This window comes from Mannheimia sp. USDA-ARS-USMARC-1261, from assembly GCF_000521605.1.
Lineage (GTDB): Bacteria > Pseudomonadota > Gammaproteobacteria > Enterobacterales > Pasteurellaceae > Mannheimia > Mannheimia indoligenes.
The window spans coordinates 443,540-470,507 of the sequence record NZ_CP006942.1 but is presented as its reverse complement, the minus strand read 5'-3'; the positions used below and the strand labels follow the sequence as shown (position 1 = coordinate 470,507).

At 39.5% G+C, this 26,968-nt stretch carries 27 protein-coding genes and 1 other RNA gene; 8 read left to right on the top strand and 20 right to left on the bottom strand.

The genetic code is table 11. From position 1 onward, the window contains the following. Nucleotides 1-153: 153 nt before the first annotated feature. Both leuC and leuD read left to right on the top strand, forming a co-directional pair. Complete coding sequence (gene leuC, locus X781_RS02330; protein ID WP_025235377.1) at nucleotides 154-1,572, top strand: 3-isopropylmalate dehydratase large subunit; 1,419 nt, start codon at nucleotides 154-156, stop codon at nucleotides 1,570-1,572. Nucleotides 1,573-1,584: 12 nt separating this feature from the next. Further along, nucleotides 1,585-2,187: a 3-isopropylmalate dehydratase small subunit gene (leuD, locus tag X781_RS02325; RefSeq protein WP_025235376.1), complete on the top strand. Its 603-nt coding sequence runs from the start codon at nucleotides 1,585-1,587 to the stop codon at nucleotides 2,185-2,187. Between the two features lie 57 nt (nucleotides 2,188-2,244). Here leuD and X781_RS02320 read toward each other — a convergent pair whose 3' ends face one another. Genes X781_RS02320 through dusA form a run of 3 tightly spaced genes read right to left on the bottom strand, consistent with a single transcriptional unit; the run spans nucleotide 2,245 to nucleotide 4,238 of the window. Continuing rightward, nucleotides 2,245-2,709, bottom strand: coding sequence for a hypothetical protein (locus X781_RS02320; protein WP_025235375.1), 465 nt, complete (start codon nucleotides 2,707-2,709; stop codon nucleotides 2,245-2,247). A gap of 27 nt (nucleotides 2,710-2,736) precedes the next feature. Beyond that, a complete protein-coding gene (locus X781_RS02315; protein WP_025235374.1) occupies nucleotides 2,737-3,243 on the bottom strand; it encodes a DUF2301 domain-containing membrane protein in 507 nt (168 codons plus the stop codon). 17 nt (nucleotides 3,244-3,260) lie between these two features. Next, nucleotides 3,261-4,238, bottom strand: a complete 978-nt coding sequence (dusA, locus tag X781_RS02310; protein ID WP_025235373.1) for a tRNA dihydrouridine(20/20a) synthase DusA — start codon at nucleotides 4,236-4,238, stop codon at nucleotides 3,261-3,263. Between the two features lie 357 nt (nucleotides 4,239-4,595). Here dusA and X781_RS02305 point away from each other — a divergent pair, with 357 nt between their 5' ends. Then, the gene (locus X781_RS02305; RefSeq protein ID WP_025216695.1) at nucleotides 4,596-5,573 is read left to right on the top strand and encodes a ribonucleotide-diphosphate reductase subunit beta; all 978 of its coding nucleotides are present in this window, start codon (nucleotides 4,596-4,598) and stop codon (nucleotides 5,571-5,573) included. Continuing rightward, entirely contained in the window at nucleotides 5,560-7,227 is a 1,668-nt protein-coding gene (locus X781_RS02300; protein ID WP_025235372.1) for a ribonucleoside-diphosphate reductase subunit alpha, read from the top strand. Before X781_RS02305 ends, X781_RS02300 begins: the two co-directional genes overlap by 14 nt. 82 nt (nucleotides 7,228-7,309) lie before the next feature. Here X781_RS02300 and nudC read toward each other — a convergent pair whose 3' ends face one another. Genes nudC through pepQ form a run of 5 tightly spaced genes read right to left on the bottom strand, consistent with a single transcriptional unit; the run spans nucleotide 7,310 to nucleotide 11,396 of the window. Further along, complete coding sequence (gene nudC, locus X781_RS02295) at nucleotides 7,310-8,068, bottom strand: NAD(+) diphosphatase (RefSeq protein ID WP_025235371.1); 759 nt, start codon at nucleotides 8,066-8,068, stop codon at nucleotides 7,310-7,312. Then, entirely contained in the window at nucleotides 8,061-8,744 is a 684-nt protein-coding gene (locus X781_RS02290) for a pseudouridine synthase (RefSeq protein WP_025235370.1), read from the bottom strand. Before X781_RS02290 ends, nudC begins: the two co-directional genes overlap by 8 nt. After that, nucleotides 8,741-9,589 (bottom strand): DMT family transporter, encoded by an 849-nt coding sequence (locus X781_RS02285; protein ID WP_025235369.1) that lies wholly within the window; start codon nucleotides 9,587-9,589, stop codon nucleotides 8,741-8,743. Before X781_RS02285 ends, X781_RS02290 begins: the two co-directional genes overlap by 4 nt. Next, nucleotides 9,589-10,074 carry an FxsA family protein gene (locus tag X781_RS02280; protein ID WP_025235368.1) on the bottom strand — a complete coding sequence of 162 codons (486 nt, stop codon included), beginning with the start codon at nucleotides 10,072-10,074 and terminating at the stop codon, nucleotides 9,589-9,591. The genes X781_RS02285 and X781_RS02280 overlap by 1 nt, the downstream gene beginning before the upstream one ends. Then, on the bottom strand, nucleotides 10,074-11,396 hold the full coding sequence (gene pepQ, locus X781_RS02275; RefSeq protein ID WP_025235367.1) for a Xaa-Pro dipeptidase: 1,323 nt from the start codon (nucleotides 11,394-11,396) through the stop codon (nucleotides 10,074-10,076). The genes X781_RS02280 and pepQ overlap by 1 nt, the downstream gene beginning before the upstream one ends. Before the next feature lie 10 nt (nucleotides 11,397-11,406). On the opposite strand from pepQ, the gene tusA reads away from it, so the two are divergent. Further along, nucleotides 11,407-11,649 carry a sulfurtransferase TusA gene (gene tusA / locus X781_RS02270; RefSeq protein ID WP_025235366.1) on the top strand — a complete coding sequence of 81 codons (243 nt, stop codon included), beginning with the start codon at nucleotides 11,407-11,409 and terminating at the stop codon, nucleotides 11,647-11,649. A 76-nt stretch (nucleotides 11,650-11,725) separates the two neighbouring features. Here the strand turns inward: tusA and X781_RS12465 are convergent, their stop codons facing one another. The 5 genes from X781_RS12465 to X781_RS02245 all read right to left on the bottom strand — a co-directional run bounded on the left by X781_RS12465 (nucleotide 11,726) and on the right by X781_RS02245 (nucleotide 17,693). After that, nucleotides 11,726-14,335, bottom strand: coding sequence for an autotransporter outer membrane beta-barrel domain-containing protein (locus tag X781_RS12465; protein ID WP_025235365.1), 2,610 nt, complete (start codon nucleotides 14,333-14,335; stop codon nucleotides 11,726-11,728). 99 nt (nucleotides 14,336-14,434) lie between these two features. Beyond that, complete coding sequence (gene dolP / locus X781_RS02260; protein ID WP_025235364.1) at nucleotides 14,435-15,025, bottom strand: division/outer membrane stress-associated lipid-binding lipoprotein; 591 nt, start codon at nucleotides 15,023-15,025, stop codon at nucleotides 14,435-14,437. A gap of 9 nt (nucleotides 15,026-15,034) precedes the next feature. Beyond that, the gene (locus tag X781_RS02255; protein WP_025235363.1) at nucleotides 15,035-15,619 is read right to left on the bottom strand and encodes a D-sedoheptulose-7-phosphate isomerase; all 585 of its coding nucleotides are present in this window, start codon (nucleotides 15,617-15,619) and stop codon (nucleotides 15,035-15,037) included. Nucleotides 15,620-15,625: 6 nt separating this feature from the next. Then, complete coding sequence (locus tag X781_RS02250) at nucleotides 15,626-15,997, bottom strand: YraN family protein (RefSeq protein ID WP_025235362.1); 372 nt, start codon at nucleotides 15,995-15,997, stop codon at nucleotides 15,626-15,628. Then, the gene (locus X781_RS02245; RefSeq protein WP_025235361.1) at nucleotides 15,972-17,693 is read right to left on the bottom strand and encodes a penicillin-binding protein activator; all 1,722 of its coding nucleotides are present in this window, start codon (nucleotides 17,691-17,693) and stop codon (nucleotides 15,972-15,974) included. The genes X781_RS02250 and X781_RS02245 overlap by 26 nt, the downstream gene beginning before the upstream one ends. A gap of 74 nt (nucleotides 17,694-17,767) precedes the next feature. Between X781_RS02245 and rsmI the strand changes: the two genes are divergently transcribed. After that, nucleotides 17,768-18,640, top strand: coding sequence for a 16S rRNA (cytidine(1402)-2'-O)-methyltransferase (rsmI, locus tag X781_RS02240; RefSeq protein ID WP_025235360.1), 873 nt, complete (start codon nucleotides 17,768-17,770; stop codon nucleotides 18,638-18,640). 63 nt (nucleotides 18,641-18,703) lie between these two features. On the opposite strand, the gene X781_RS02235 is transcribed toward rsmI, so the two are convergent. The 7 genes from X781_RS02235 to X781_RS02210 all read right to left on the bottom strand — a co-directional run bounded on the left by X781_RS02235 (nucleotide 18,704) and on the right by X781_RS02210 (nucleotide 25,092). Next, complete coding sequence (locus X781_RS02235) at nucleotides 18,704-20,113, bottom strand: cytochrome-c peroxidase (protein WP_025235359.1); 1,410 nt, start codon at nucleotides 20,111-20,113, stop codon at nucleotides 18,704-18,706. A 170-nt stretch (nucleotides 20,114-20,283) separates the two neighbouring features. Next, nucleotides 20,284-21,444: an MFS transporter gene (locus X781_RS02230; RefSeq protein ID WP_025235358.1), complete on the bottom strand. Its 1,161-nt coding sequence runs from the start codon at nucleotides 21,442-21,444 to the stop codon at nucleotides 20,284-20,286. Nucleotides 21,445-21,524: 80 nt separating this feature from the next. After that, nucleotides 21,525-23,039: a sodium/proline symporter PutP gene (gene putP, locus X781_RS02225; protein WP_025235357.1), complete on the bottom strand. Its 1,515-nt coding sequence runs from the start codon at nucleotides 23,037-23,039 to the stop codon at nucleotides 21,525-21,527. A gap of 89 nt (nucleotides 23,040-23,128) precedes the next feature. After that, nucleotides 23,129-23,917 carry an IclR family transcriptional regulator gene (locus X781_RS02220; RefSeq protein ID WP_025235356.1) on the bottom strand — a complete coding sequence of 263 codons (789 nt, stop codon included), beginning with the start codon at nucleotides 23,915-23,917 and terminating at the stop codon, nucleotides 23,129-23,131. After that, nucleotides 23,914-24,501: a 5-formyltetrahydrofolate cyclo-ligase gene (locus X781_RS02215; RefSeq protein WP_025235355.1), complete on the bottom strand. Its 588-nt coding sequence runs from the start codon at nucleotides 24,499-24,501 to the stop codon at nucleotides 23,914-23,916. Before X781_RS02215 ends, X781_RS02220 begins: the two co-directional genes overlap by 4 nt. 1 nt (nucleotide 24,502) lies before the next feature. Further along, nucleotides 24,503-24,697, bottom strand: a non-coding RNA gene (ssrS, locus tag X781_RS11860) — 6S RNA. 110 nt (nucleotides 24,698-24,807) lie between these two features. Beyond that, entirely contained in the window at nucleotides 24,808-25,092 is a 285-nt protein-coding gene (locus X781_RS02210; protein ID WP_038643863.1) for a cell division protein ZapA, read from the bottom strand. A 77-nt stretch (nucleotides 25,093-25,169) separates the two neighbouring features. On the opposite strand from X781_RS02210, the gene X781_RS02205 reads away from it, so the two are divergent. Continuing rightward, nucleotides 25,170-25,727: a UPF0149 family protein gene (locus tag X781_RS02205; RefSeq protein WP_025235354.1), complete on the top strand. Its 558-nt coding sequence runs from the start codon at nucleotides 25,170-25,172 to the stop codon at nucleotides 25,725-25,727. Between the two features lie 134 nt (nucleotides 25,728-25,861). After that, nucleotides 25,862-26,926 carry a uroporphyrinogen decarboxylase gene (gene hemE / locus X781_RS02200; protein WP_025235353.1) on the top strand — a complete coding sequence of 355 codons (1,065 nt, stop codon included), beginning with the start codon at nucleotides 25,862-25,864 and terminating at the stop codon, nucleotides 26,924-26,926. Nucleotides 26,927-26,968: the final 42 nt, after the last annotated feature.

The following is a 26,968-nucleotide window of genomic DNA, read 5'->3' as shown; positions in this document are numbered from 1 at the left end:
TAAAAATCCTTATTTTCTGTAAAAATACTATTTTACTTTCATTTTTTTAGTCGTTATATTCATATCCATCATTAACAAGCGGTCAATTTTGCAAAATTTTTTACAAATCTAACCGCTTGAGTACAAAATTATCTTATTGAGTTGGACTATTTTATGCAGCAAGCTAAAACCCTATATCAGAAACTTTTCGATTCACACGTTGTGTATGAAGCTGAGGGCGAAACGCCGATTATTTATATCAACCGCCACTTAATTCACGAAGTAACCAGCCCACAAGCTTTCGATGGCTTACGTGTTGCCGGTCGTCAAGTTCGCCAAGTGAGCAAAACCTTCGGCACAATGGATCATAGTATTTCTACTCAAGTGCGTGATGTGCAAAAACTAGAAGGGCAAGCGAAAGTTCAAGTGTTGGAATTAGAGAAAAACTGTGCAGAAAATGGTATCCCATTATTTGATATAACTAAAAAACAACAAGGCATCGTACATGTGATGGGACCGGAACAAGGCTTGACCTTACCCGGAATGACAATTGTATGTGGCGATTCCCACACTGCTACTCACGGAGCTTTCGGGGCGTTGGCATTTGGTATCGGGACATCTGAAGTAGAGCACGTTTTAGCTACCCAAACCTTAAAACAAGCCCGTGCGAAAAGTATGAAAGTGGAAGTACGTGGCAAAGTGAACCCGGGTATTACCGCAAAAGATATCGTGCTTGCGATTATCGGAAAAACCACAATGGCTGGCGGTACAGGCTATGTAGTGGAATTTTGCGGACAAGCCATTCGTGATCTTTCAATGGAAGGTAGAATGACCGTATGCAATATGGCAATTGAATTCGGTGCTAAAGCCGGTATTGTTGCCCCTGACGAAACCACTTTTGCTTACTTAAAAGATCGTCCAAATGCACCGAAAGGCAAAGATTGGGACGATGCCGTTGAATATTGGAAAACATTAAAAACCGATGAAGGTGCAATTTACGATGCCGAAGTGATTTTAGAAGCAAAAGATATCGCACCACAAGTAACTTGGGGAACAAACCCGGGGCAAGTAATCGGTATTGATGATGTCATTCCTAATCCTGAAGAAATGGCAGATCCTGTTACTCGAGCTTCAGCAGAAAAAGCATTGGCTTATATTGGTTTAGATCCACATACTGATATGAAAAATGTACCTGTTGATCAGGTCTTTATCGGCTCTTGTACTAATGCCCGTATTGAAGATTTACGAGCAGCAGCGGCAGTAATGAAAGGGCGTAAAAAAGCGGAGAACGTAAAACGTATTTTAGTAGTACCGGGTTCCGGCTTAGTGAAAGAACAGGCAGAAAAAGAGGGCTTGGATAAAATCTTTATCGAAGCCGGTGCAGAATGGCGTAACCCGGGTTGTTCTATGTGCTTAGGAATGAACGATGACATTTTAGGCGAATGGGAGCGTTGTGCCTCCACTTCTAACCGTAACTTTGAAGGGCGTCAAGGACGTAACGGTCGTACCCACTTAGTCAGCCCTGCAATGGCAGCAGCTGCCGCGGTATTTGGCAAATTTGTTGATATTCGTAATGTTTCATTAAACGCATAAGAGGTATAAGAAATGGCAGGTATTAAACAACATTCAGGCTTAGTCGTTCCTCTTGATGCAGCGAACGTAGACACTGATGCAATCATTCCAAAACAGTTTTTACAAGCAATTACCCGTGTGGGCTTTGGTAAACACCTTTTCCACGAATGGCGTTATTTAGATGCAGAAGAAACCCAGCCAAACCCTAATTTTGTGCTGAATTTCCCACAATATCAAGGGGCAACGATTTTGCTTGCTCGCAAAAATTTAGGTTGTGGTTCTTCACGTGAACACGCTCCGTGGGCGTTGGCGGATTACGGTTTTAAAGTGATGATCGCCCCAAGTTTTGCGGATATTTTCTACAACAATAGCCTTAACAACCATATGCTTCCAATCAAATTAACCGAAGAAGAAGTGGAAGAGATCTTTCAATGGGTGTGGGCGAATGAAGGCAAACAGATCCACGTTGATTTAGAAGCGATGATCGTTACCGCTGGCGATAAAGTGTATACGTTCGAGTTAGATGAATTCCGCCGCCACTGTTTACTCAATGGTTTAGATAATATTGGCTTAACACTTCAGCACGAACAGAAAATTGCCGAGTACGAAAGCAAAATTCCTGCATTCTTACGCTAATGTCTCAATAAAAAAACGGCTAGAAATTTAAATTCTAGCCGTTTTTTCTATTCTCAACTAGCCTTCCCGACACTCCAGCCAAGGCATACCATTTTTATAATAGGTCGATTTAAACTCTCTTGCCATTAATTCTACATAACTGCCCTCAATCGGCTGATAAGAACGATAACGCACTTCAAACTTCGTACCTCTGGCATTTAAATTAATATTCGCAATATGGTCGAACGGATACGGTTTTCCGCCATCCAGCTGGAAATAGATCCCGAAATTCTCTTGCTTACGGCTCTCAGACCAAAGTGGAAAATAAGTTGCCAGATAAGAGCCATCACCTGTCGCAAAATTCTTACAGTAATAGCTATAGCGTTTATAATTTTTCGGATTATTCAGCTCAGCTTGGCTGATATTCTCTTTTAAATAGCCCACCTGTGGCTTATGTTGTGTTATTTTTGGTGATTGTGATGGCGTACAAGCAAATACCCCCATAATCATTGTTGCCACTAAGGCGATTTTAAATTTTTGCATAAAAATTCCGATAAAATAATATAAAAATTACACCTGATATTTGGTTTTATCACCAATATCAAAATGTAGCGGCATTCGCCATTTTTGAATACTTAACACTAAAAGTAACAAGCCACAAATCACGCTTAGAATTTGAATAATAAAATGCCATTCCAACGCAAATGCTCCCCATAAAATAGCCACTAGAACAGGCTGGAAGTTCAAGCCAAATACTCTAAAACAGAAGTATTCCTTATAACTTAAACCACCAATAACCAGTAGCATCGCCCCCAAGGCTAATAATGGAAAATTAAAGATGTAGAAAAGTAAGCCTAACCACGCTGAAAATTGGAAAATCAGGCGGAATGTTTTGTCATAAAGATGTAAAGACGAAGCCAACATCGTACCTGCCACCAATAAGCCAAGTTGAGCCGTTGATGTGTAATAAGGCAGCAAAAACAGCATTAAGGTGGCTAATACAAAACCGCTACGATAAACAATGACAGTTAAATAATCCCAAAAATCCATTGGCGATTTGATATGAGGATCTGCCATAACTTTCTCCTTAAATGTTAGCCGATAAATGCCAGAGCTTGCTCTACCACTTCTACGCCAGCCCCTTGTTTAGTGGCATTTTCACTTAAATGACGACGCCATTGTCTCGCCCCTTTACAATTTTGAAATGCCCCAAGCATATGGCGAACAATATGATTTAAATAGACACCTTTTGCCAGCTCTCGTTCAATATAAGGAAACATCTTTTCCACCGCTTCTTTTGCCGTTACAAGCGGTCGATTTTCGTTAAAAATTTGCAAGTCAATTTCGCCTAATAGAGACGGATTTTGATAAGCCTCACGCCCAATCATTACGCCATCAACAAATTGTAGGTGATGTTTGATTTCGTCAATGGTTTTAATACCACCATTAATGCTGATGTTCAGGTGCGGGAAATCCCGTTTCAGTTGGTAAACTCGCTCATAATCCAGCGGTGGAATTTCACGGTTTTCCTTCGGGCTTAAACCTGTCAGCCACGCTTTACGGGCGTGGACAATAAAATCACTGCTGAATTGCTGCACTTTTTCAATAAAATCACACAAAAATTCATAGCTGTCTAAATCGTCAATCCCAATACGGTGTTTGACGGTAACAGGAATTTCGACTGCATCTTGCATTGCTTTAATGCAATCAGCCACCAAATCAGCTTTTGCCATTAAACAAGCCCCAAACATTCCGTTTTGCACACGGTCTGAGGGGCAGCCCACATTTAAATTAACTTCCGTATAACCTCTCTCTTCCACCAATTTAGCACAATGAGCAAGCTGAGTAGGATCGCTTCCACCTAATTGCAATGCGACAGGATTTTCGCTTGGATCATATTCTAGCAAATCATATTTAGCGTGAATGATCGCCGGAGCTGTAATCATTTCCGTATAAAGCAAGGCATTTTTGCTAAATTGACGATGAAAATAACGGCAGTGGCGAGTTGTCCAATCTAACATTGGAGCAACTGAGAAACGCCCTCGATAAAATTGTTGAGTATTCGTATCCATAAAATCAAAATAAAGCGGTTAAAAAAGTGTAAAAATTTGCAAAAAGGCGACCGCTTGCAACCTATAAAAACAGGCTGATATCATACTCGAAAAAGGAAGCCAAACATAGTTTTATCAAGGCTTTCTTAGTTTATTGCACACTTTTGAAACAAACGACAAAACACAACATCTAGTGGTTAGACCATAAAATAAACACAATATATTGATATAAAAATTTACAAAATTATTTTCCTTTATAAATCAATAAGCTAACAAAAACGACGTAAAAAGGTTGTTTGTCAAGTCTTGTCTTGAAACTTTTTTTGCATACAATCATCTCCCAGATTGAAATCAAACTTTAAGATAGAGCCTAAGAATATGTCTAGAAATCTTTTCCAAAAACGCTTAAATATTAAGCCGTATGAGTATCCTGAGCTTCTTGAATTTAAAGATGCTATCCGCCATTCTTACTGGTTACATACCGAGTTTAACTTTACCGGTGATATTCAAGATTATCGCACCACTATTAATGATCACGAACGCCACGTTTTAACTCGTGCGATGTTGGCAATTTCACAAGTGGAAGTGAACGTAAAACGTTTCTGGGGCGAGTTATACCGCTATTTCCCAAAACCGGAAATGGACGATGTGGGTGGTACTTTCGCAGAAAGCGAAGTGCGTCATAAAGATGCGTATTCATTCTTATTGGAAAAGCTCGGCTTAAATGAAATGTTTAGCCAAATTCACGAAATTGAACCATTAATGAACCGTATTCGTTATATGGAAAGTTTTATGAAAGATAAAGATGCAGGCAAAGGTGAGTTTGTATTGTCTTTAGTACTGTTCTCTTTATTCGTTGAACATATTTCGTTATTCGGTCAGTTCATTATTATGATGTCATTCAACAAGCATAAAAACCTATTTAAGGGGATTTCAAATGCAGTTGAAGCAACCTCTAAAGAAGAAGAAATTCACGGGAAATTTGGTATTGCGTTATACGAAATCTTGCGTGATGAACACAGTGAACTTTTCACACCGGAATTCTTTAAAGATTTAGAAACCTTGGCAACTCAAGCATTTGAGGCAGAAAAAGGGATCTTAGACTGGATTTTCGAAGAGGGCGATTTAAGCTTTATCACCAAAGCAACGGTAGAAAACTATATTAAGAACCGTTACAACAATTCGTTGAGTATTTTAGGGCTAGAACCACCTCATAATATCGATCCTGAATTGTTAAAAGAAACTGAGTGGTTTGATATTGAAATTCTTTCTACCAAAGAAACCGATTTCTTTAACAAACGTAGTACCGATTATTCTAAAAAAATGAAGCAGATTACCGCAGATGACTTATTCTAATACAGACCGCCCAGACTTCCACTGGTTAAATGAAGACAGCCGTTTATTCTTACAACGTGGCTATTTATTGGAAGGCACAACTGCACTAGACCGTATTCGTTTTATTGCCGAGCACGCAGAACGTAAACTTGGCATTGAAGGCTATGCAGATAAATTCTATCACTATATGGCGAGAGGTTATTTCTCACTTTCTTCGCCAATTTGGTCAAACTTCGGTTTAGATCGTGGTTTACCGATCTCTTGTTTCGGTAGCTACATTGGCGACTCTATCCACGAAATTATGGTAACAACCGCTGAAGTGGGTATGATGAGTAAAATCGGTGGCGGTACATCAGCCTATTTTGGCGACATTCGCCCACGTGGTTCTTTAATTAAGAATAATGGTAAATCAGACGGCTCATTCAACTTCAGTAAGTTATTCGATACGGTAATTGATGTGATTTCTCAAGGCACATCTCGTAAAGGTCAATTTGCCGGCTATATTGATATTGAACACGGTGATATTGATGAATGGTTAGATATTCACACCGAAGGTAACCCAATTCAATTAATGTATTATGGTGTTTGTGTTGGACACGATTGGTTAGAATCAATGAAAGCAGGCGATCCATACAAACGTCAGCTTTGGGCAAAATTATTGCAACGTAAAACTGAAACCGGTATCCCATATTTATTCTTTAAAGACAATGCGAACGCAGGGCGTCCTGATGTCTATAAAGATAAAAATATGACTATTCACGCATCAAACTTATGTACTGAAATTATGTTGCCTTCAAGCAGCGATGAAAGTTTCGTATGCTGTTTATCGTCAATGAACCTACTCTATTTTGATGAGTGGAAAGATACCGACGCACCGGAAACATTAACCTATTTCCTCGATGTGGTAATGAGTGAATTTATTGAGAAAAGTCAATCAATTCCATTCTTAGACCGTGCAAACCGCTTTGCCCGTCGCCACCGTGCATTGGGTTTAGGCGTATTAGGTTGGCATAGCTATTTACAGGCAAATAATATTGCCTTTGATAGCTTTCAAGCAATGCAGAAAAACAATGAAATCTTCAAAACATTGCAACAAAAAACATTAAAAGCATCACAAGAATTGGCACAACGCTTTGGTGAGCCGGAAATTTTAGAAGGTTATGGTCGCCGCAATACTACTTTAATGAGTATTGCCCCGACTAAATCCAGTAGCTTTATTTTAGGTAGCGTTTCGCCATCAGTCGAACCGTTTAAATCAAACTACTATGTAAAAGATTTAGCGAAGATCAAAACCGTGTATAAAAACCCGTTCTTAGAGAAATTACTCCAAGAAAAAGACTTAGATACAGAGGAAGTTTGGGAATCTATTTTACATAATGATGGCTCTGTTCAACATTTAGCACAGCTTTCCGAACACGAAAAAGAGGTATTTAAAACCTTTGCTGAAATCAGCCAATTAAGCGTGATTCAACAAGCCGCTCAGCGTCAAAAATATATCGACCAAGGACAAAGTATTAATGTGATGATTCACCCGGCAACACCGGCACGTGATCTGAACCAATTATACTTAACCGCTGAAGAACTCGGTTTAAAATCCATTTACTACCAAAACTCAATGAGTGCAGCACAGGTATTTAACCGTAACTTGCTCAGCTGCTCAAGTTGTGAAGGGTAATTAAAAACGTAACAATAAAAATGCTGAATAAAGAACGTTATTCAGCATTTTTTATTTAATAAAGCAAAATGATTATTTATCCCTACTCTTCTCTACACAACTTTAATGTTGCTTGAATTAACTCAAATGCAATTGTACCTTTTTGTGGAATTTCAGGTAATGCTTCATCACAGTCAAACCATTTAGCATCACAGATCTCCTCTTCCTGTAGAATAATTTCGCCACTTTCATAATCTGCCAAAAAGCCAAGCATCAATGAATTAGGAAACGCCCACGGCTGGCTACCAAAATAACGTATATTTTTAACTTTCAACCCTGTTTCTTCAAATATTTCACGATGAACCGCATTTTCAACAGGTTCGCCGGCTTCCACAAAACCCGCTAACGTAGTGTAAATTGTGCCTTTATGACGTAAATGATTTGCCAGCAAAATTTGTCTGCCTTTACGCACAGCGACAATAATTGATGGGCTAATAGTTGGATAAGCTCGATTACCGCAAGCATTACAATGAACCGCAATTTCATTATCTGCCAGTACGGTTTTCTCACCACATTTCCCACAAAATTGATGGGAATGAAAGAAATGATTTAACGATACAGCCCTATGCAATAAATGACTTAACTCCGGCTCTCGCCCAATTTGCGTTCTTAAATAAGCGAACTCTCGATGATCATCTTCCCCAGTTGCTTTCACTAAATAAACAGGCAAATTTTGATAAATCCCTATCGCTAATTTTTCACGATCCCCCAAGCTAAACTCTTCTGCCAAACCGCAAGGAATTTCGCTTTTCACTAACGCAATGTCAAAATCCTTAACAATAATCCAATATCCTTTACTCATCTTTTAATCCTAACTGCTTGAATAATTTGCGTTTTTCACTTTCCGATAACACTCGGTATTCTCCGCTGTCTAAATCAGCTAATTCAAAATTGCCTAAACCGATACGAATTAGGCGTAACGTTGGAAAGCCGATATGTGCCGTCATTCGTCTGACTTGGCGATTTTTTCCCTCGTGAATAATCAATTCAACCCAGCTGGTTGGAATGCTTTTTCGCTCACGAATTTTGGGAGCAGATTGCCAATGATAGTTTGGCTCAGAAATCGCTTTTGCTTTCGCGGGCTGGGTTAAACCATCTTTTAACTCCACACCTTTTTCTAATTTCGCTAAATCGGTAAGAGTAGGAATGCCTTCTACTTGCACCCAATAAGTTTTTTGTTTCTCAAATTTTGGGTGAGCTAAACGATGTTGTAGCTCGCCATTATTGGTTAAAAGCAATAAGCCTTCGCTATCTCTGTCTAACCGACCTACAGGGTAAACATTGGGAATGGCGATAAAATCCTTTAACGTTTTTCGCCCTTGCTCATCAGTAAATTGCGTAAGTACATCATAGGGCTTATTAAAGAGCACGACGGTCGTTTCAGCAAAAGTAAGCGGTCGTTTTTTCTCCCGTTTTTGCAAATTTTTAGCAAAATTTGACCGCTTGTTTGGTGCTTTTTTAAAGATTGGTTGTTTCATTTTTTCAAATTCGCCCACGCAACAGAAAGTAAAATAATTGCTCCGCCAATAATCATCTTAAGCGTTGGTATTTCACCAAAACAAAGCCACGCAATTGCAATCGCATAAACCGGCTCAAGTGAGATAATCATTGAAGCGGTACGTGCATTAATGGTATCAAGGCTTGAAATAAACAAAGTATAAGCAAGTGTTGTACACAAAAAGCCAATGCAGAAAATCCAAAACCAATCTTGTGCAGACACACTAGGCAATTCAGTTAGCGAAAAAGGTAGCAGTAAAATCGTTGCAAAAATATACTGCCACCAACTTGCCTGCACACCGGAAATTTTGCTCATTGTATTGCGGTTAAATACCGCAAGAATGCCGTAAACTAATGCCGAAAAAATACCCCAAAGTAAGCCTCGTGTGGCTTCATTACCAAAGGTAAATTCAGGGGTAACTAAAATCAAACCGATGGTAATTGCAATCAGTAATACGACTTCTCGAAAACGTAATTTTTCACGGAAGAATAAACTTTCAAACAACGCCACAAAGGCAGGGAAACTGGCAAAACCCAATGTTGCAACCGCAACACCGCCTACCTTAACCGCAATAAAAAACGTTACCCAATGGGCAGCTAATAAACCACTCGATACAGCTTGTTGCCCGATTTGTTTGAGATTTAGCTTTACAAGCGGTTGTTTTTTCCATAAAAAATACAAAGAAATCATCGTAAATGCGATCATCACTCGCCCGAGAACAATGGTTTCAGCAGAGCTGTGAATTAATGCCCCGAAAATACCGGAAGCTCCGAAAAACACTGCTGTGCCGTGTACTTTCAACAGAGCAAGCGTTCTTTTATCCATTATTTGATCCTCTTGGTTTCATCTTGTGGATCAAATTTACGCTCAAACTCGGCATCAAAAGTATTGCTCTCTTGAGCCGATTGTGAATGAAAGTGGGTGTTTTGCGAGGTAAAACGCATAAAAACTTTATTTTTTACGCTATTAATCACAAAAGCTTGAATCAGTTTTCGGCTAAACGGCAACACGCATAAAATCGCCAAGATATCACTTAAAAAGCCGGGAATAATCAATAAAATGCCTGCTAGAACAAACATTATTGAATTACTCACCGCTTCTGTTGGCATTTTGCCTTGGCTGAGATCTTGCTTAATTGAATAGAGGGTGTAGACACCTCGTAGCTTCACAAACCATAAGCCTAAAAAAGAGATAGCAACTAATAATAAAATAGTTGGTAGCACGCCAATTTCGGAGCCGATGCTAACCAGCAGTGAAATTTCACAATAGATATAAAAGAAAATTCCAAAAAGAACCATTAAAATCGGCATTATTTCCTCACATTTAATTCTGCTTTTGCGGTTAAGTTTTCCGCACCTGTTGCACGCATCACGATATTATCTTCGGTACGAATACCACCAAAGCGTTTAAAATCATCAATTTTCTGCCAATTAAAGGCAGAAGAATAAGCACTATTTTTCCAGCTACTCAGCAACATATCAATAAAATAGAAACCCGGCTCAATAGTCAGTACCATATTTTCTTGCAAATCACGAGTGCAACGTAGGCTCGGATAAGCCTCTGGCGGTGCTTTGTGGCTACCTCTTGCATTCTGTTGAAAACCTGCCACATCGTGAACCTGAATGCCAAGTAAATGCCCTAACCCGTGTGGGAAGAAAGTTCTGCTGATACCTTCCTCAAAAATTTGTTCTGCCGGTAAATGAATAAATTGATGCTCAACTAAAAGCTGAGAAATCATCTGCTGCATTCGAGTGTGGTAATGCAGATAATTAATGCCAATCGATAAATCTGCAATAATCTCTAATTTAAATTGCTCCATTTTAGCAACCAATTCCGCAAATTCTGATGAACTATCAAAAGCATAAGTTCGAGTAAGATCAGAAGCATAACCATTTACCGTTGCCCCCGCATCAATTAAAAAGCTGTGGCGTTTTGTACCGGTATCAAAATCTAATGCCGTATAATGCAACACCGCTCCGTTTTGATTAATCGCCATAATATTGCCATAAGGCACATTTAGATCAGACTGCTGAGTGGCTTTTAAATATTCAAGGTTAATTTCAAACTCACTTTTGCCTGCCAAAAAGGCATCTTTAGCTGCATAATGCCCTTTTAACGCAGAAAATTGAGCTTGGTAAATACTCTCGATCTCAAATTCACTTTTAATTGAACGCTCAAAATTAAGTATATTCAGAAGTTTTTGCGGATTAATTTGGCTAAAGCCAAGTGAATTTGCAAGCAGGCTATCTTCCCCAATAAAAGCACAAGCGGTCGGATTTTGAATAAATTTTGCAATTTCAGTTTCAGACTTAAGTAAAACCCACTCAAATTCAGTGGCAAAAAAAGCTTCCGTCGGTATTTTTGGAGTAGAAACCCAATAATCTTCAGGGGCATAAAAGTAAATTGTTGGTTTATTTTTGCCGTCTAGGAATAACCAGCAATTTTCAGCTTGGGAATAAGGGAAAAAGTAATTAAAATAAGGGTTAATTTTAAATGGGGCGGTTTGGTCGTCTACAAACCAATTTTTCGCTTTGCCTGAATAAATCCATAAACCGTCTAAAAAAGCTTTTTCAAGTAAGTCTTGTACAACATTTTGCAAGCGAGAGAGATGTTCAGAGAATAATGTTTTCATAAGGAATAGAATGAATAAGTTAATTGTAAATAGAGAATTAGATACCTTAGGGCTACGCTGCCCGGAGCCGGTAATGCTGACCCGTAAAACAATCCGCACGATGGAAGATGGCGAAATTTTACATATTATCGCCGATGACCCAGCAACTACGCGTGATATTCCAAGTTTCTGCGAATTTATGGATCATCAGCTCCTGCAAAAAGAGGTTTCTACCTCTCCCTATCACTATTGGATCAAAAAAGGTCTAGAGTAAAACAACCATAGGGCAAATTGCAATTTGCCCCTACATTTTTACAAGCGGTAGAATTTACCTAATTTTTTGCAGATCATTACCACTGATAACGATAATTCGCTAACACACTAAGTGGCTGCTTAAATTTACTACCAGAGATAACTGAAGCCTCTAAGCCTAAACGGTGGTTATTATTTCCTGCCGTTAAGCCTAATGCAGTTTGTACTCTGCCTTTGTTTTCTACCACATCAAATTGATATTGATTCACTCGCACTTTTGCATTATTCGCTTTTTCAGTAATCGCATTCACTTCCGCATAAGGTTGTACATTCCAACCATTATTCAATACAAAGCCTTTTGCGACACGCACGCCTGCACGAGCGGTAAAGAGATTTAAACGGCTTTCATCAGCTTTTCCATTAACGGTATGGTAAGCAAGTTGAGCTTGTGGTGTAATGCTCCAATCATTGCTTAATACAAAACGTTTGCCGATTTCGCTGGAAAGACTAAACGCATTGTATTTACGTTTTTCATCAACAAATTTAGCAGTTAAACGTTCATATTTGACGATGTTATCCAGATACCAGCCTTGTTCATTTGCAAAAGTTGCGTATAAACCGACCGCTTGTGAACGTAATTTCCCTTTGCTGTATTCACTATTAAAATCCACATCAGCACGGCTTGTACCTACAAATCCACCTAAACGCAGATTATCATTAATAGCACGATCTGCCCCAATTTGTAAGCTGTGAGAATCCATCTCAAACCCTGAAGAACGGCTATCTACTGCCACATTTTGGGCTTTAGCTTCACTTCGGCTATTGCTATTTTTTACCCACACATTGCTGGATTTATCAGTTTTTAACTCGCCTAAACGTTGATGAATGCCTTGTAAGTTTTGGTTCAGCAATATACCTTGAGCCTGGCGGAGAGAAACAAGAGCGTTTGTTTTCTCACTTAAGGCTTTCAACACAGGAACTACAACAGGTTGGCTAGGCTGCATTGGTTGAGGTTGTGTCGGTTGAACAACAACCGGCTGAGTTGGAGCTACAGGTTTTGGCTGAACCACTGGCTGACTTGGTTCAGTAGGTGCTGGTGTTACCGGCTTAGCAGGGGGCGTAGGCTGAATAGAGTTATTTTTAACAGGCTCAGCTTGGCGGTTTGCCAATACCCAATTTGTTCCCTCTTTGTTTAAGCGATAACGATACGCCCCTGCATCCACATATTCACGATCTTTTAAGCTAAATTCAGCTCGCCCTGTTTGGGTTTCAACCAAAGTTACTTTTCCGTTAGGTGCATCCGGTTCATTACCGCTATCTTTAATGCCTAATGTGAAATTACCTCTATCTTCGCCTTTTACCACAATTTTGTCAGATTGCTGGTTAGCAAGATCGGTGTTGAGATCAAAATGACCGTTGCCGATTAAGTAATCCGTAATCGTCAAAGTTTGAAATTGATTACCTGTTTTTTGCAATGAGGTTGTAGAATTTGCCATTGCAAGTCCATTTAAATGACTATCGCCATTTACCATCCATTGACTGTTTTTCATTGTAAGATCAACATTAGTATTAGCTTGTGTATCAATGCGAATATCTAATTCGTTGTCTTCGTTTTCCTCAGAAACATCTTTAATATTTACAATTCTACCTGATATCTTACTGCTCTCAACATTCACGGTAGTAGAATAATCACGAGAAAGTGGCTCTGTATCTTCATTGGTATTTACTGCCACAAATAATTCTCTACCAGTAACATTGCTATGATTGATATTCACAACACTATGAGCAGAAGTATAATCTGCATTTTCTTTATACCCATAAGCATCTGGAGTTACCGCATAATTGGCATTAATATCACTATGATTAATATCAATTTTTCCATTATCTGCACTAATAGCCATCGTTAAAATATCATTAGTTAAATTAATTTTTCCGTTATTAAACTCAATGGAAGATCTTTCTCCTGAAGTAACCAACCCAGCTTGGAGAAAACCAGAACCACTAATAGTTACATTATCTGCTATCACTCTAGCATTATCACGAACTACAATGCCCTCTGATTCGGGAGATAATTCAATTTTATGATTTTCAGCTGTTACTTTTGAATTATCTTTTGCAAAAATTGCATCAGCATCTCTGCTTTTTAAAATAATGTCCGCAGAAGTCGTTAAATTACTTTCTCCAGATACACGAATAGCAGTCAATAGTGTTGCAGTATCGTGTTCTAACTCCCCTACTTGTAATGTAACACCAGATTCAATATTCCCATCTGCATTGTGGAGATATACAACTTTAGTATCATAATGACCACTATTTGATACTGTTGCCATTGTTCCTGACGGAATATATAAACTCGCTTTTCGTTTATATTCTAAATCAGAAAGTGAAAAATCATCTCGATACGGATTGTCAATACCAATTAAAACAAAACTACTATCAGTATTATTAGATGACAATGTATTTTTATAATGCTGCGGTATAATTGAAACATTTAAATCATCATCATGATTACCCAACCGAGATGAATGAACATACCAGTAACGTTTATTATTTTCTCTATCATTATAGTTAGAACTTCCAACTTGTAATGTTGAGTAATAACAATCTGAACTTACCGTGCAAGTATGATTAACTACATCTGCGTAAGCATATTGCCCTGCTAAAGCAAGACTTAATGCACTTAATTTAAATAATGCTGTCTTTTTCATATTGTTTATTCCTATTTTATTAGTAAAACAAGCGGTTAAATTTCCCTAAAATTTTACAAATCAACGAAATAAGGCGAACACTGAGGTTCGCCTTATCAATTAGTGTGCATAGCTAAATACTTTAACAACTTTTGTTACACCACCTACATTACGAGCTACTTCTGCGGCAGCATCAGCTTGAACGTGGCTTACTTTACCCATTAAGAAAACTTCGCTGTTTTCGGTAACGACTTTTACTTCCGTAGCTTTTACTTCGCCATTTACTAAGAGCTTAGATTTAACTTGGGTGGTAATCCAGCTATCTTGTGTAATCTGTCCAAAGCCGATTTTTTCGCCTTGTCGGATTTCGTTATAAATTTCCGTTACCCCTTCTGCTCCTGCGGCTAAGTTTTTAGCATTTTCCACGACGTCCATACTCGGTGCTTGACCAATTAATAACACCTTACCGTTGTAAGCCACTACATTAATGCGGGCTTCTTGTTTAATTTGTTCGTCTTTATTGATGTTGTAAGCCACTTTTTCTTCTAAAATTTCATCATCAACCTGTGTGCCTGTTGAGCGTGGGTCAGTAGCCACTTTGGTTGCCACTGCTGCTGAAGTTACTACTGCGGTGGTAATACAGCCTTGTAAAGACAGGAAGCCTAAAGTGAATAAACCTGCTTTAAGCAGTTTTTTTGCTAAATACGTCATAATCTCTCCTTACGAGAAAAGTAAATGGTCGATAAGTTCACAGAGTAAATTAGTATAAAAATGATGGCTTTCAATCACTCTCAACTCATTGGTTGAGGGAGCTGAAATTTCAATATCACTTTCATCTAATAATCCGAGTGTGTGGTCATTATTACTGCCTGTTAAAGCAATAATATCTAAATCTAAATGCTGACTTTTAGCCGTATGAATGGCTTGCAATATACACTCTTCATTTCCCACAGGCGAAAAAACAATGAAGAGATCACCCTCTTTTGCAACCGCTTGTAATTGTTTTTTATAAATTGAATCTAGCTCATTATCTTGTGCAAAAACGCCGGCTAATATGCCGTTAATTTGTAATTGCACCGCAGAAAAGCTCGGTCTTGCCAGCTCATAGCGATGAATTAAGTGGCTAACCAGCAAAGCCGCATTGCCGTAAGAACGCCCGTGCCCGCACACAATCACTTTATCGCCACGCAATAAACACGCCACAATGCGGTTTGCTGCTTCACTTAATTTAGCCGGCAATAATTCTGCTGCAGAAATTTGGGTTTGTATACTTTCGGTAAATCTATCTTGGATTTTATTTAACATCTTAATCTAACCTAAAAAGTTAGGAATCCATAATGGGGATTGGCTTCCATCAAAAGCAACCACATCAAAGCGGCAATTTGCAGTTTCTAAACTTTGATGTTGTTTGAGTAGCCACATATTCGCCGCATTTTGCCATTTTTGTTGTTTTCGGTAATCAATGCTTTCAACTGCCGAACCATAACGATCACTTTTACGCTGACGGACTTCGACAAAAACAATCGTTTGTCCGTCTTGCATAATCAAATCCAGCTCTCCGCCTTTAAAATGTCGGTTAGCGGCAACAAAACGAAGCCCTTGCTGTTCTAAAAACACTCGGGCTTTTTGTTCATAAAAAGAGCCTTGTTCTCGTTTATTAATAAGCCTGTTGAATAGCCCCATTTCGATATTGCAACCAAGATAAACTACGTTCAATATTACAATTTTGTCCGGCTTTTAATTCGCCGGTTAAACCTGAAATTTTATAGCCCGGAATATGACGGAACTCGTTAAATTTCGTAGCAAGCGACCACGCATCAGCTCCCATTGCATATAAACGCATCATTGAGAAATCACTATTGGCTAAATTTTCTGCTTTTTGGTATTCATTTGAAGTAGTATCTGCCAATAACGGCACTTCACTAAATTTTACACCTTCCATTGCCGTATAGAAATCAATGCCATTATTTGGCGAGTTACTGCGTGATGAAGTATAAATTACCAAGCGATCTTTTAAGTTAGAACTATCAATACCTTGTTTAATTTCTACCACTTGTTCTGCACCGCCTAATACATACAAACCAGCTTTAGTTATGCCTGCATTTTGAATAGAAGCAACAGAATCAAGCGGTTGATTATAATAACGTACATCAGCATCAGTGCCACTTAACTGACGCCAACGTTTTGCAAAGGCTTCTGCTGAGCGATTACCAAAATCATCTTGTGGGGCTGCAACGATAGCCACTCGATGACCATCACGGTACATTTTCTCCGCCCCTGCTTGAGCTTCAGACTCCGGCGATAAGCCGTAGTAACAAACTTGAGCAATATTGCGTGCATTTTCCGTTGCGTTTAGAGCTAACACGTTAATATTTTGAATTTCCGGGCTCAATAGCATTTCATCTACCCGAGATTTCAGCAACGGTCCAACAATAATATTTGCCCCTTGTTGTTTTGCTTGGGCAATTAATGAATTTACATCAGATGAGCTTGTATCAAACGTCTGAACTGCTGTTGGATCATCTGCTTTTGCATCATTAAAACCACGCTGAATAATATCGCCTAAAATTTGAGCATCACCACTAAGCGGTAATAATAATGCAACACTATTTAATTGCGTTTGTTGGAAATTATTCACACCTTGTAATTCAGTTGGCATAACCGTAACCGCACTGTGGTTTGGATATTGGTTTTTCCAATTATTAATTGCCTGTGGCATTTGAGCAGGTGTAGTTACATTTTGGTTATAAATATTAATTAATGCTAACCAGCCTGCAAGCTCCATTTCACCGGCTTCAGGCACTGTTCTTTCCAGCATTCCACGATTAGCATCACGTAAGGTTTGCCAAATAATATCGTTATTTTCTTGGCGTTCGCGGTTCATTTTGTAGTAAGCATTTAACTGCGATCTCGCACGTACAATACCAATTGCATCATTCTGATTTGCCGCAATACGGGCTTGTGTTTGAATATAGCGTAAACGCTGTGCAGGACTTAATAAAGAAGGTTGAACCGCTTTTAACTGGCTAATCGCCATTTCATTTTTACCTTGTAAAGCCGCAAGTTGTGCAGAAACTAATGCATATTCTAATTTCTGCACGTCATTCATTTCAGCCACTTGAATTTCACTAAAGGTATTTTGTGCTTCATATTCTTTATTTTCATCAATTAATTTACGTACGGCGAGAAGCTGGTATGAAATTTTATCTTCTTTGGCTCTAGTTTGATCGGCTTTATTGATATAGAACTCTGAGCTTGAATAAGCCTCATCTTTGATGGATTCGGTGATTGGGTTTACCGATGTACAGGCAGAAATGAATAATGCAATTGCAGTTGGCACGAATGCCTTTTTCATTGTTTGGTTTAAAATAGTTGCCATTGTATTTTCCTCGATAGAATATAATGTGCTAAATTTAATGATGAAATCTTACTTATCAAATGAGCTAAAAGCAAATGAAAAACAGACAAAATTCATCTGAAATCAATCCGGACTACGGAATTTTATATATTGTTGCCACGCCTATCGGCAATTTAGGTGATATTACCCAACGTGCGTTAGATACGCTTGGCTGCGTTGATTTAATTGCCGCTGAAGACACTCGCCACAGTGGCTTATTACTCAGCCACTACGGCATCAAAAAACCGTTTTTTGCCTTACACGACCATAACGAACAACAGAAAGCGGTCGTTTTAGTGGAAAAATTAGCAAAAGGCGAAAACATTGCGTTAATTTCAGATGCCGGTACGCCACTGATTAGCGACCCGGGTTTTCATCTGGTTCGCCACTGCCGCCAAGCAGGCGTGAAAGTTGTTCCTATTCCCGGAGCTTGTGCTGCGATTACCGCCTTATGTGCATCGGGTATTGCATCAGACCGTTTTTGCTTTGAAGGGTTCTTACCTGCTAAAACAAAGGCTCGTTGCGATAAACTAGCGGAATTAGAAAATGAGCCTCGCACGTTGATTTTTTATGAATCCACCCATCGCATTTTAGACACTTTGGCAGATATGAAGCAGGTCTTCGGCGAAGAGCGTTATGTAGTGATGGCTCGTGAAATTACTAAAACGTGGGAAACCATTCACGGCGAGCAACTCGGCAATTTAATTGAATGGCTAAATGAAGACAGCAACCGCATTAAAGGCGAGATTGTGCTGATTGTTGAAGGAAAACAACAAAATCTTGAGGAAGAATTTTCCAGCCAAGCAATCAAACTGCTTGAACTCCTCTGCCAAGAATTGCCACTGAAAAAAGCGGCAGCGATTGTGGCAGAAACTTTTGGTTATAAGAAAAATGCGTTATATCAGTATGGGTTAGAGCATTTTGATTAAGATACAAGCGGTAATATTTGGTAAAAAATTTGCAAAATATTACCGCTTGTCAGTTTGCAATAATTACTTCATTTTTTCATTAGTGAGTAACTTACCTTCGTATTCCCCGGTTAAAGACTCAAGGAATGAGGCAATTTCGTTTAACTCTGTATCCGTGAAGTTTTTATTGCTTTGATATTTGCCCATAATACGCACCGCTTCTTTTAAGTCTTTTGCACTGGCATCGTGCATATAAGGTGCAGTTAAAGCAACATTACGCAAAGTTGGTACTTTGAAACGGTGCATATCGTGCGGATCTTTAGTATGAGCATAACGACCTTGATCCGCATCAGTCATCGCCGTGCCACGATCTTTAAAGTAATCGCCATACAAGCCCATATATTCAAAGGATTGCCCGCCCATTAAGCTACCGGTGTGGCAAGTATCACATTTTGCATTTTTGAAATGCCCGTAGCCTCGTTTTTGCTCTGCCGTTAAAGCATTTTCATCACCTTTTAAGAACTTATCGAACGCACTATTTGGGGTTAATAAGGTTTTCTCAAATTCACCGATTGCATCAGTGAGATTTGCTTCGGAAATCTGTGGATAAACTTCAAAGAAACGTTTTTTGAACTCTTCATCTTGTTCAAATTTCGCTACAATTTCGTCCCAGCTCTTCGAGCCCATTTCGACAGGATTGGTTGGTGGACCGCTTGCTTGATCAGCAAGCGTTTTCGCACGCCCGTCCCAGAATTGCCATTTGTTTAATGCGGCATTAAATACGGTTGGGGCATTAATACCACCTTTTTGTCCGTGAATCCCTTCCGCTACCGGTAAATTATCTACGCCGGCTTGTGCGAGTAAATGGCAAGAGTGGCAACTGATAGAACCATCTGCCGATAAACGACCATCTAAGTAAAGATCTTTACCCAATGCCACTTTTTTAGGGTTGGTTGGTAAGCTGTTTGGAATAGGTTGCACAAGGTTTTTCGCATTTACGCCTTCCACCCCTTCTGGTAAGAAATGTGTTTTACGTTGCTCTTCGATCCAATCTAAAATCACTTTCTGTTCTGCTTCATCAGGGCGAGATCCCCAGTGAATATGGATATATTTCGCCGCAGGCATCTCATCGTTACGAATAACTTGCTCAAGTTTCGCTAAATCTGCCTCAGATAATTTACTTGGATCTTTCATTCCTTCAATCATCTGATCTAAACGGAAAAAGCGATTTCCGGTTTCAATATCACTCGCAATAATTTGATTTGCAATAGGAAATTTCGCGTAGCCCGGCAGTTCAGCATTCGGTGAATGGCAATATTGACAACCATTTTTATACATTACACCTAATACCGATTTATGCGATTGCGGTAATTCTGCCGCAGTTGTCGCCATTAATTTTTCTGAATTTGCTTTATCAAAATACGTTGCGTATCCCACTAACCCAAAATATCCGATAGCAGCTAAAGCAAGCCCTGAAAATAGATATTTCTTCATAATAAACCCCTTAATAATCAATAATAGGTACAGGAGATTTTATTATGAGCCAAAACATCCACTAATATTTTGAGTAGGATCAATAGATTTAATTTACTTAAACTATAGTAACAATAGGTAATAGTCGATAAATGTGCAAAAAAATCTCAAAATTTGACCGCTTGTGTTGGCTATTTTGCCGTTTTTCGTCGCAAATTGCGGTAGGCATAAACCAAAAGAGTCAGCATTACTAACAGATAAAACGGTAATAATTGAATGGAAATAGCGTTTGCGATCAAACCAAACAGCGGCGGTAGTAAAAGCACACCCACGTAAGCACTTGCCATTTGAATACCGATTACCGCCTGAGATTTAGCTTCCCCGAAAAATTCAGGTGTGGAATGGATTAAACACGGGAAAATAGGGGCACAACCTAGCCCGATAATAATTAAGCTGACAAGGGTTACATATTTTCCGAAAGGTAAACAAAGCATTGCAATACCGATCAGAATTAAACCAAAACCCAGTTTAATCATTTGATGATTATTTAATTTTAACGTGAGAAAGCCGCTAATGCCTCGCCCAACCGTAATGCCGATAAAAAAGATACTGCCAAAGGCGGCAGCTTGTTCTAAGCCAACTTCTTTTACCATCACAAAATAGCTACTCGCCCAAAGCCCTGCAGTTTGTTCTACACCACAGTAGCCGATAAAGGCTAAAATGCCGTACTTCACACCTGGAATTTTAATGGCTTCTTTTAGGCTGACCGGTTTTGCGGCTTCATTCATTTCCGCAGCAGTTTTCTTGCGAGATTTCCAAAAAGGTAGAGAACAAAATAAGATAACCGTTAGCCCGATTTGTAATAGAGAAATCGTGTAATAGCCACCTTCCCAGCCTCGACCTTGCAAGAGTGCAATACCTAAAATATGCGGACCAATAGATGCTCCTACGCCCCACATACAATGCAGCCAGCTCATATGTCGGCTGGCGTAATGAACTGCCACATAGTTATTCAACGCCGCGTCCACCGCTCCGGCTCCTAAGCCGTAAGGAATTGCCCATAAACACAAAATCCAGAAAGAATCACTTATCGAAAACCCCCACAATGCGAGAGCGGTTAAAGCAACGCTGATTACCATCACGTTGCCTGTGCCGAGATGGTAGGTGAGCTTATCCGACATCAGGCTTGAGGTAATAGTCCCAATCGACATAATCATTGAAACGACACCCGCATAGGAAAGCGGTACACTAAGATCTTGGTGCACTGAAGGCCAAGCCGCTCCTAAAATCGCATCAGGCAAGCCTAAACTGATAAAACAGAGATAAATAATCGCAAGGAGGAGGTTTGTCATAGTGTTACAAGCGGTTGTTTTTAATAAAACTTTTACAAAAAAGTGGCTTAAGGATCTCCCTAAGCCACTTTTATTTTATGTTATTTTACTTCATCTAAATATGCTTTATTTGCACGTTCAAAGGTTTCTTGAACTTCTCTGCTTGGTGCCGGTGTAATTAGTGAAACCACAATAATCATCACGGTTGCAGTAATAAAGCCCGGTATCATTGAATAAAGTTCAGGTAGAGCAAAGAGTTCGGTAATATCAGCCCAGAAATGCACCACTAATGCACCGGTCAGCATTCCAGCAATTGCCCCGAAGCCATTCATACGCTTCCAGAAAAGGGAAAGGAGCACCACAGGTCCGAAAGCAGAGCCGAAGCCCGCCCACGCATTTCTGACTAAACCGAATACTTTGCTGTCCGGATCTTGAGCGATATAAATTGCAAGAGCTGCCACCGCAAGCACCATTAAACGGCTTAACCACACTAATTCTTTGTCTGTAGCTTTCGGGCGTAAAATACCTTTATATAAATCTTCGGTAATCGCACTTGAACAAATCAGTAATTGTGCTGAAAGTGTGCTCATTACAGCGGCAAGAATTGCTGACAATAAAATACCGGCAACCCAAGGGTTGAATAGTAATTTTGCTAATTCAATGAAAATTTGTTCCGGGTTTTGGCTCACATTCCTTGCTTGTTCCGGATTACCAAAGAAATAAGCCATACCGAAATAGCCAATGCCAATCGCCCCTACTAAACAAATAACCATCCACGTCATACTAATACGGCGTGCATTTTCAAGCGATTTCACACTTTCCGCTGCCATAAAACGCACCACGATATGTGGCTGACCAAAATAGCCAAGCCCCCACGCCATTAGGCTAATCACGGCTAGAATACTCGTGCCGGTAAAGATATCGTTATAATCTTTTTGTGCCATTTCGCCTGCACGATCGATTAAGGCTTGCATTTCATCAAAACCACCTAAGTTATACATTACAAACAGAGGCGTTAGAATTAAGGCAAAAACCATTAATGAGGCTTGGATGGTATCCGTCCAGCTTACTGCTAAAAAGCCACCAATAAAGGTGTAAAGAATGGTTGCTACTGCCCCATACCAAATTGCTTGGTGGTAAGGTAAACCAAAGAGGTTTTCAAACACTCTCGCACCGGCTACTACGCCTGAGGCACAGTAAATTGCAAAAAAGAGTAAAAAAATGACCGCTGATAAAATCTTAATTAATTTCGTTTTATCACCAAAGCGGTTGTGAAAGTATTCGGGTAAGGTTAAAGCATCACCGCTGTGTTCGGTGTGAGAACGTAATCTGCCTGCTACTAATTTCCAGTTTAGATAAGCACCGATAGTTAAACCGATTGCAATCCAAGCTTCAATTAAACCGCCTGCATAGACTGCACCGGGCAATCCCATCAGCAACCAGCCCGACATATCTGAAGCACCTGCGGATAATGCTGTTACAAAACTGCCTAAACGGCGACCACCTAAAATATAGTCTGAAAGATTATTTGTTACACGATAAGCAATAAATCCAATTGCAATCATACCCAAAATATAAACAACAAACATTATTGTTGTTGGGTCAAAACCAAACATTATGAATGAACCTCAAAATTTTAATTTTATAAAATATAATTTTTAAAGGGTGCAAGATTACCTGAAATAATCAAAATGGCAATACAAAATTATCGCCCACCTAGCTCGGCTGAAATTTTTTCTGCCGTTTCTTGAATAGCAGGCAGTAAATTTTCTTGCCCAAGCTGATTTAAACGAGCCGTTGAAAGCGAGACGGAAACCGCATAATGGACCTTCTGTTGATGATCAAAAATCGGGCAAGCAATACAAGAAACACCTAGCTCATTTTCTTCTGCATCCATCGCAAAACCGAGCTCACGAATGGTTTCCAGCTCTTTTTTCATTCCCTCAATTGTGGTAATGGTATTGATTGTAAGCTGTTGAATTACAGAGGATTTCGCTTGCCAATATTGGGGAATATAATCTTCGGAATCATAGGCTAAGAAAAGTTTACCCATACCAGAACAATATAGTTGCATCTGTTGCCCGATATAAGCTCTAGTCCGCATTAAACCTGTGGTTGCCTCTAATTTATTAATGAGGATTGCGTGATCTTTCTCTCGCATCGCAAAATTAACCGTCTCGCCTAATTTTAAGTTCAAGGCTTCTAAATGTGGTGCTGCAATGTGTAAGATATTAATTGAGCTTAAAGCTCTTTGCCCAATCGCTAAACATTTAGTGGTTAAACGATAGCTGCCTGCAGTTGGAGCCGGGCGAACATAGCCTTCTTGCTGTAAGCCTTGCAATAAACGGTGCACCGTACTTTTATTCAAGCTTGAAAGCTCCGCTAAGTGGGCTAACGGGCAACCATTAGGAAATTTTGCCAATAATTCCAAAAGCGTTAAGCCACGAATTAAACTTTGGTTTCCAGTGGACTCCTTTTCTTTTTTTTCAATCATCTTGCTCCTCCCAAAATAATATGATTTAACGGTATATCCCAACTTTCAATCGGTAATTGTTCGACTTGCTGGCATTCGTGAGCCAGCCCCACACTTATAATATGAGGAGCTTGAGCAAGTGTTCTATCATAAAAACCACCTCCCATTCCTAACCGATTCCCTGCTTTATCACACGCTACTAATGGTGTAAAAATCATCTCTAGTTCTTGTAAGGGAATGATATTTCTAACATCCGGCACAGGCTCTTGAATGCCCAAGCGGTTAAATTTTAGAATAGTTTTGCAATTGTAATTTACAAACAATAATTGACCGCTTGTAAAAGGGTGGAGAATAGGCAAATAGATTTTTTTTCCTTGTCCAAGCAAAGTATTCATTAAAGGCAGCGGAGAAATTTCACCGTTAAAAGGTAAATAAAAGGCGATATGTGAGGCTTGGTAAGATTCAATTAAAGAAATTGCTTGTGGAATAAGTGATTGAGCAGCTTGTGCTTGTTGCGATGAGGTTAAACTTAAGCGTTTCGCCCGCATCAATTGCCGTAATTGTTCACGAGAATGGCGACAAAAAGAATGAATAGAATTGTTCATATAAGTACCCGAGATGCCGCTACCAGTAATGGTCCTTGAACCAGTTGGTTCAAGGGAGTCAAACGTAACTGCTTTTAGGCTTCTTACTCTTGAATTTGAGCTCAAGGTAAGCTTGCTCACCGGCGGTAGATGTTCAACTCAAAGTTTCAAATTATCGGCTCAGGGACGTAACTAATAACGCACACCCCAGGCAAGATTTATAGTAACGGAATTTAATAATTTTTCCTAGTGTTTAATCACATAAATTGCAATTTCTCAATACTCTTAGCTCTATTCCTAATCAATTAGACTAAAAATCAGCTAATTTTATTGAAATTTTCCGAGAGAATTATCTAGCTGCTCAATGCAAGCGACAAGCACACTTTTATTTTCTGCATTTTGACGCTGTGCCTGCTCTAATTCATAATTTAAATTCAGAGCCACAATAGCTAACACTTTTTCAAGCTGAATAATGCCGGACTGCTCTTTCAATACCGCCACACGTTCTTCCAAACGCTGTGCACAAGCCAGTAAATGCTCTTGCTGCTCAACAGGGCATTGCAAGCGTAGCACCTGACCAAAAATCTGTAATTCGATATTATTTGCCGACATAAATACGAAATCCTCACTTAATCGCTAAATTTTTGCTATATTATGCCATTCTTTAGCAAAATCACAATAATGCAATTATGGCTATGACAAATTCCCAAGAATTTAAACAACTCATCACTCAATTACAAATTGAAGACACCCCGGCAGAGTTTCACGGCTTCTTATGCGGACTGATTGCAGGTGGCATTCAAGATGATTCGTGGAAAACCTTAACCTATCAATTTACCAATGACGGACACGCTTTTTCAGTTGAGCCGTTAAAACAACTAACGGAATTTTACCAACAATTAACCGACAGTTTCTCCCAAGCAAATACCCTATTCAGCCTGTGGCTACCCGAAAATGACGAAGACGGATTTGCTCTTGCTGATGGTATTTCTGAATGGACAAACAACTTCTTACTTGGCTTAGGTGTTGCTCAGCCAACCCTGCAACAAGAAACCGACGAAGTAGGCGAGGCAATTGATGATTTAGATGAAATCGCAAAATTAGGTTACAATGAGGACGATAATAATGCGGAACTCCTTGAAGCTGGCGAAGAAGTGCTGGAATATTTACGAGTGTTAGCTCTATTTTTACATAGCCATTTTGCTTTAGGCGTGCCTAAAACAGAAGAAAAGCCACAATTACATTAATTAATAAATACAAGCGGCCAAATTTCATCTATATTTTGTAAATTTTTATAGGGGCAAATTGCAATTTGCCCCTACAGATGAAATTACAAATTTTTTCAATAAAAACGACCGTTTCATAATCAAAGGAAAAACCAATGCCTCAACTTAAAAATGATCGCTATTTAAAAGCCCTTTTGCGTGAACCTGTGGATATGACTCCCGTTTGGATGATGCGTCAAGCAGGGCGTTATTTACCTGAATATAAGGCAACTCGTGCGATCGCCGGCGATTTTATGTCGCTCTGCCGTAATGCCGATTTAGCTTGTGAAGTAACCTTACAACCTTTACGCCGCTATGAATTAGATGCTGCTATTCTATTCTCTGATATTCTCACTATTCCGGATGCAATGGGCTTAGGTTTGAGTTTCGGTGCTGGCGAAGGTCCGAAATTTGCTCGCCCTGTGCAATCACTTGCTGATGTGAATAATCTACCTATTCCTGATCCTGAAGGTGAATTACAATATGTAATGAACGCTGTGCGTACCATTCGCCGTGAATTAAAAGGCGAAGTACCGCTAATCGGCTTCTCCGGCAGCCCTTGGACGTTAGCAACCTATATGGTTGAAGGTGGCTCAAGCAAAGCCTTTACCAAAATCAAAAAAATGCTTTACGCTGAGCCACAAATTCTTCACAAATTACTTGATAAATTAGCCGATAGCGTGATTTTATATTTAAATGCACAAATCAAAGCAGGAGCTCAATCGGTAATGGTGTTTGATACTTGGGGCGGCGTATTGGCACACAACGATTATAAAGAGTTCTCTTTACGCTATATGCACAAAATTGTTGATGGGTTAATCCGTGAAAATGAAGGTCGTAAAGTACCTGTTACTCTCTTTACCAAAGGTGGCGGCTTATGGTTAGAAGCAATTGCAGAAACAGGCTGTGATGCCATTGGTTTAGACTGGACAGTCGATATTGCCGATGCTCGTAAACGGGTTGGTGATAAAGTGGCACTTCAAGGCAATATGGATCCAAGCGTGCTTTACGCAACACCTGAACGCATTGAACAAGAAGTGAAGAATATTCTTGCCGGTTTCGGTAATGGCAGCGGACACGTCTTTAACTTAGGGCACGGTATCCACTTAGACGTACCGGTCGAAAGCCCTAAAGTGTTTGTTGATGCAATTCACAACTACTCGAAGCAGTATCATAAATAATTCAACAAGCGGTCTAAAATCGATCATTTTTTGCAATTTTGC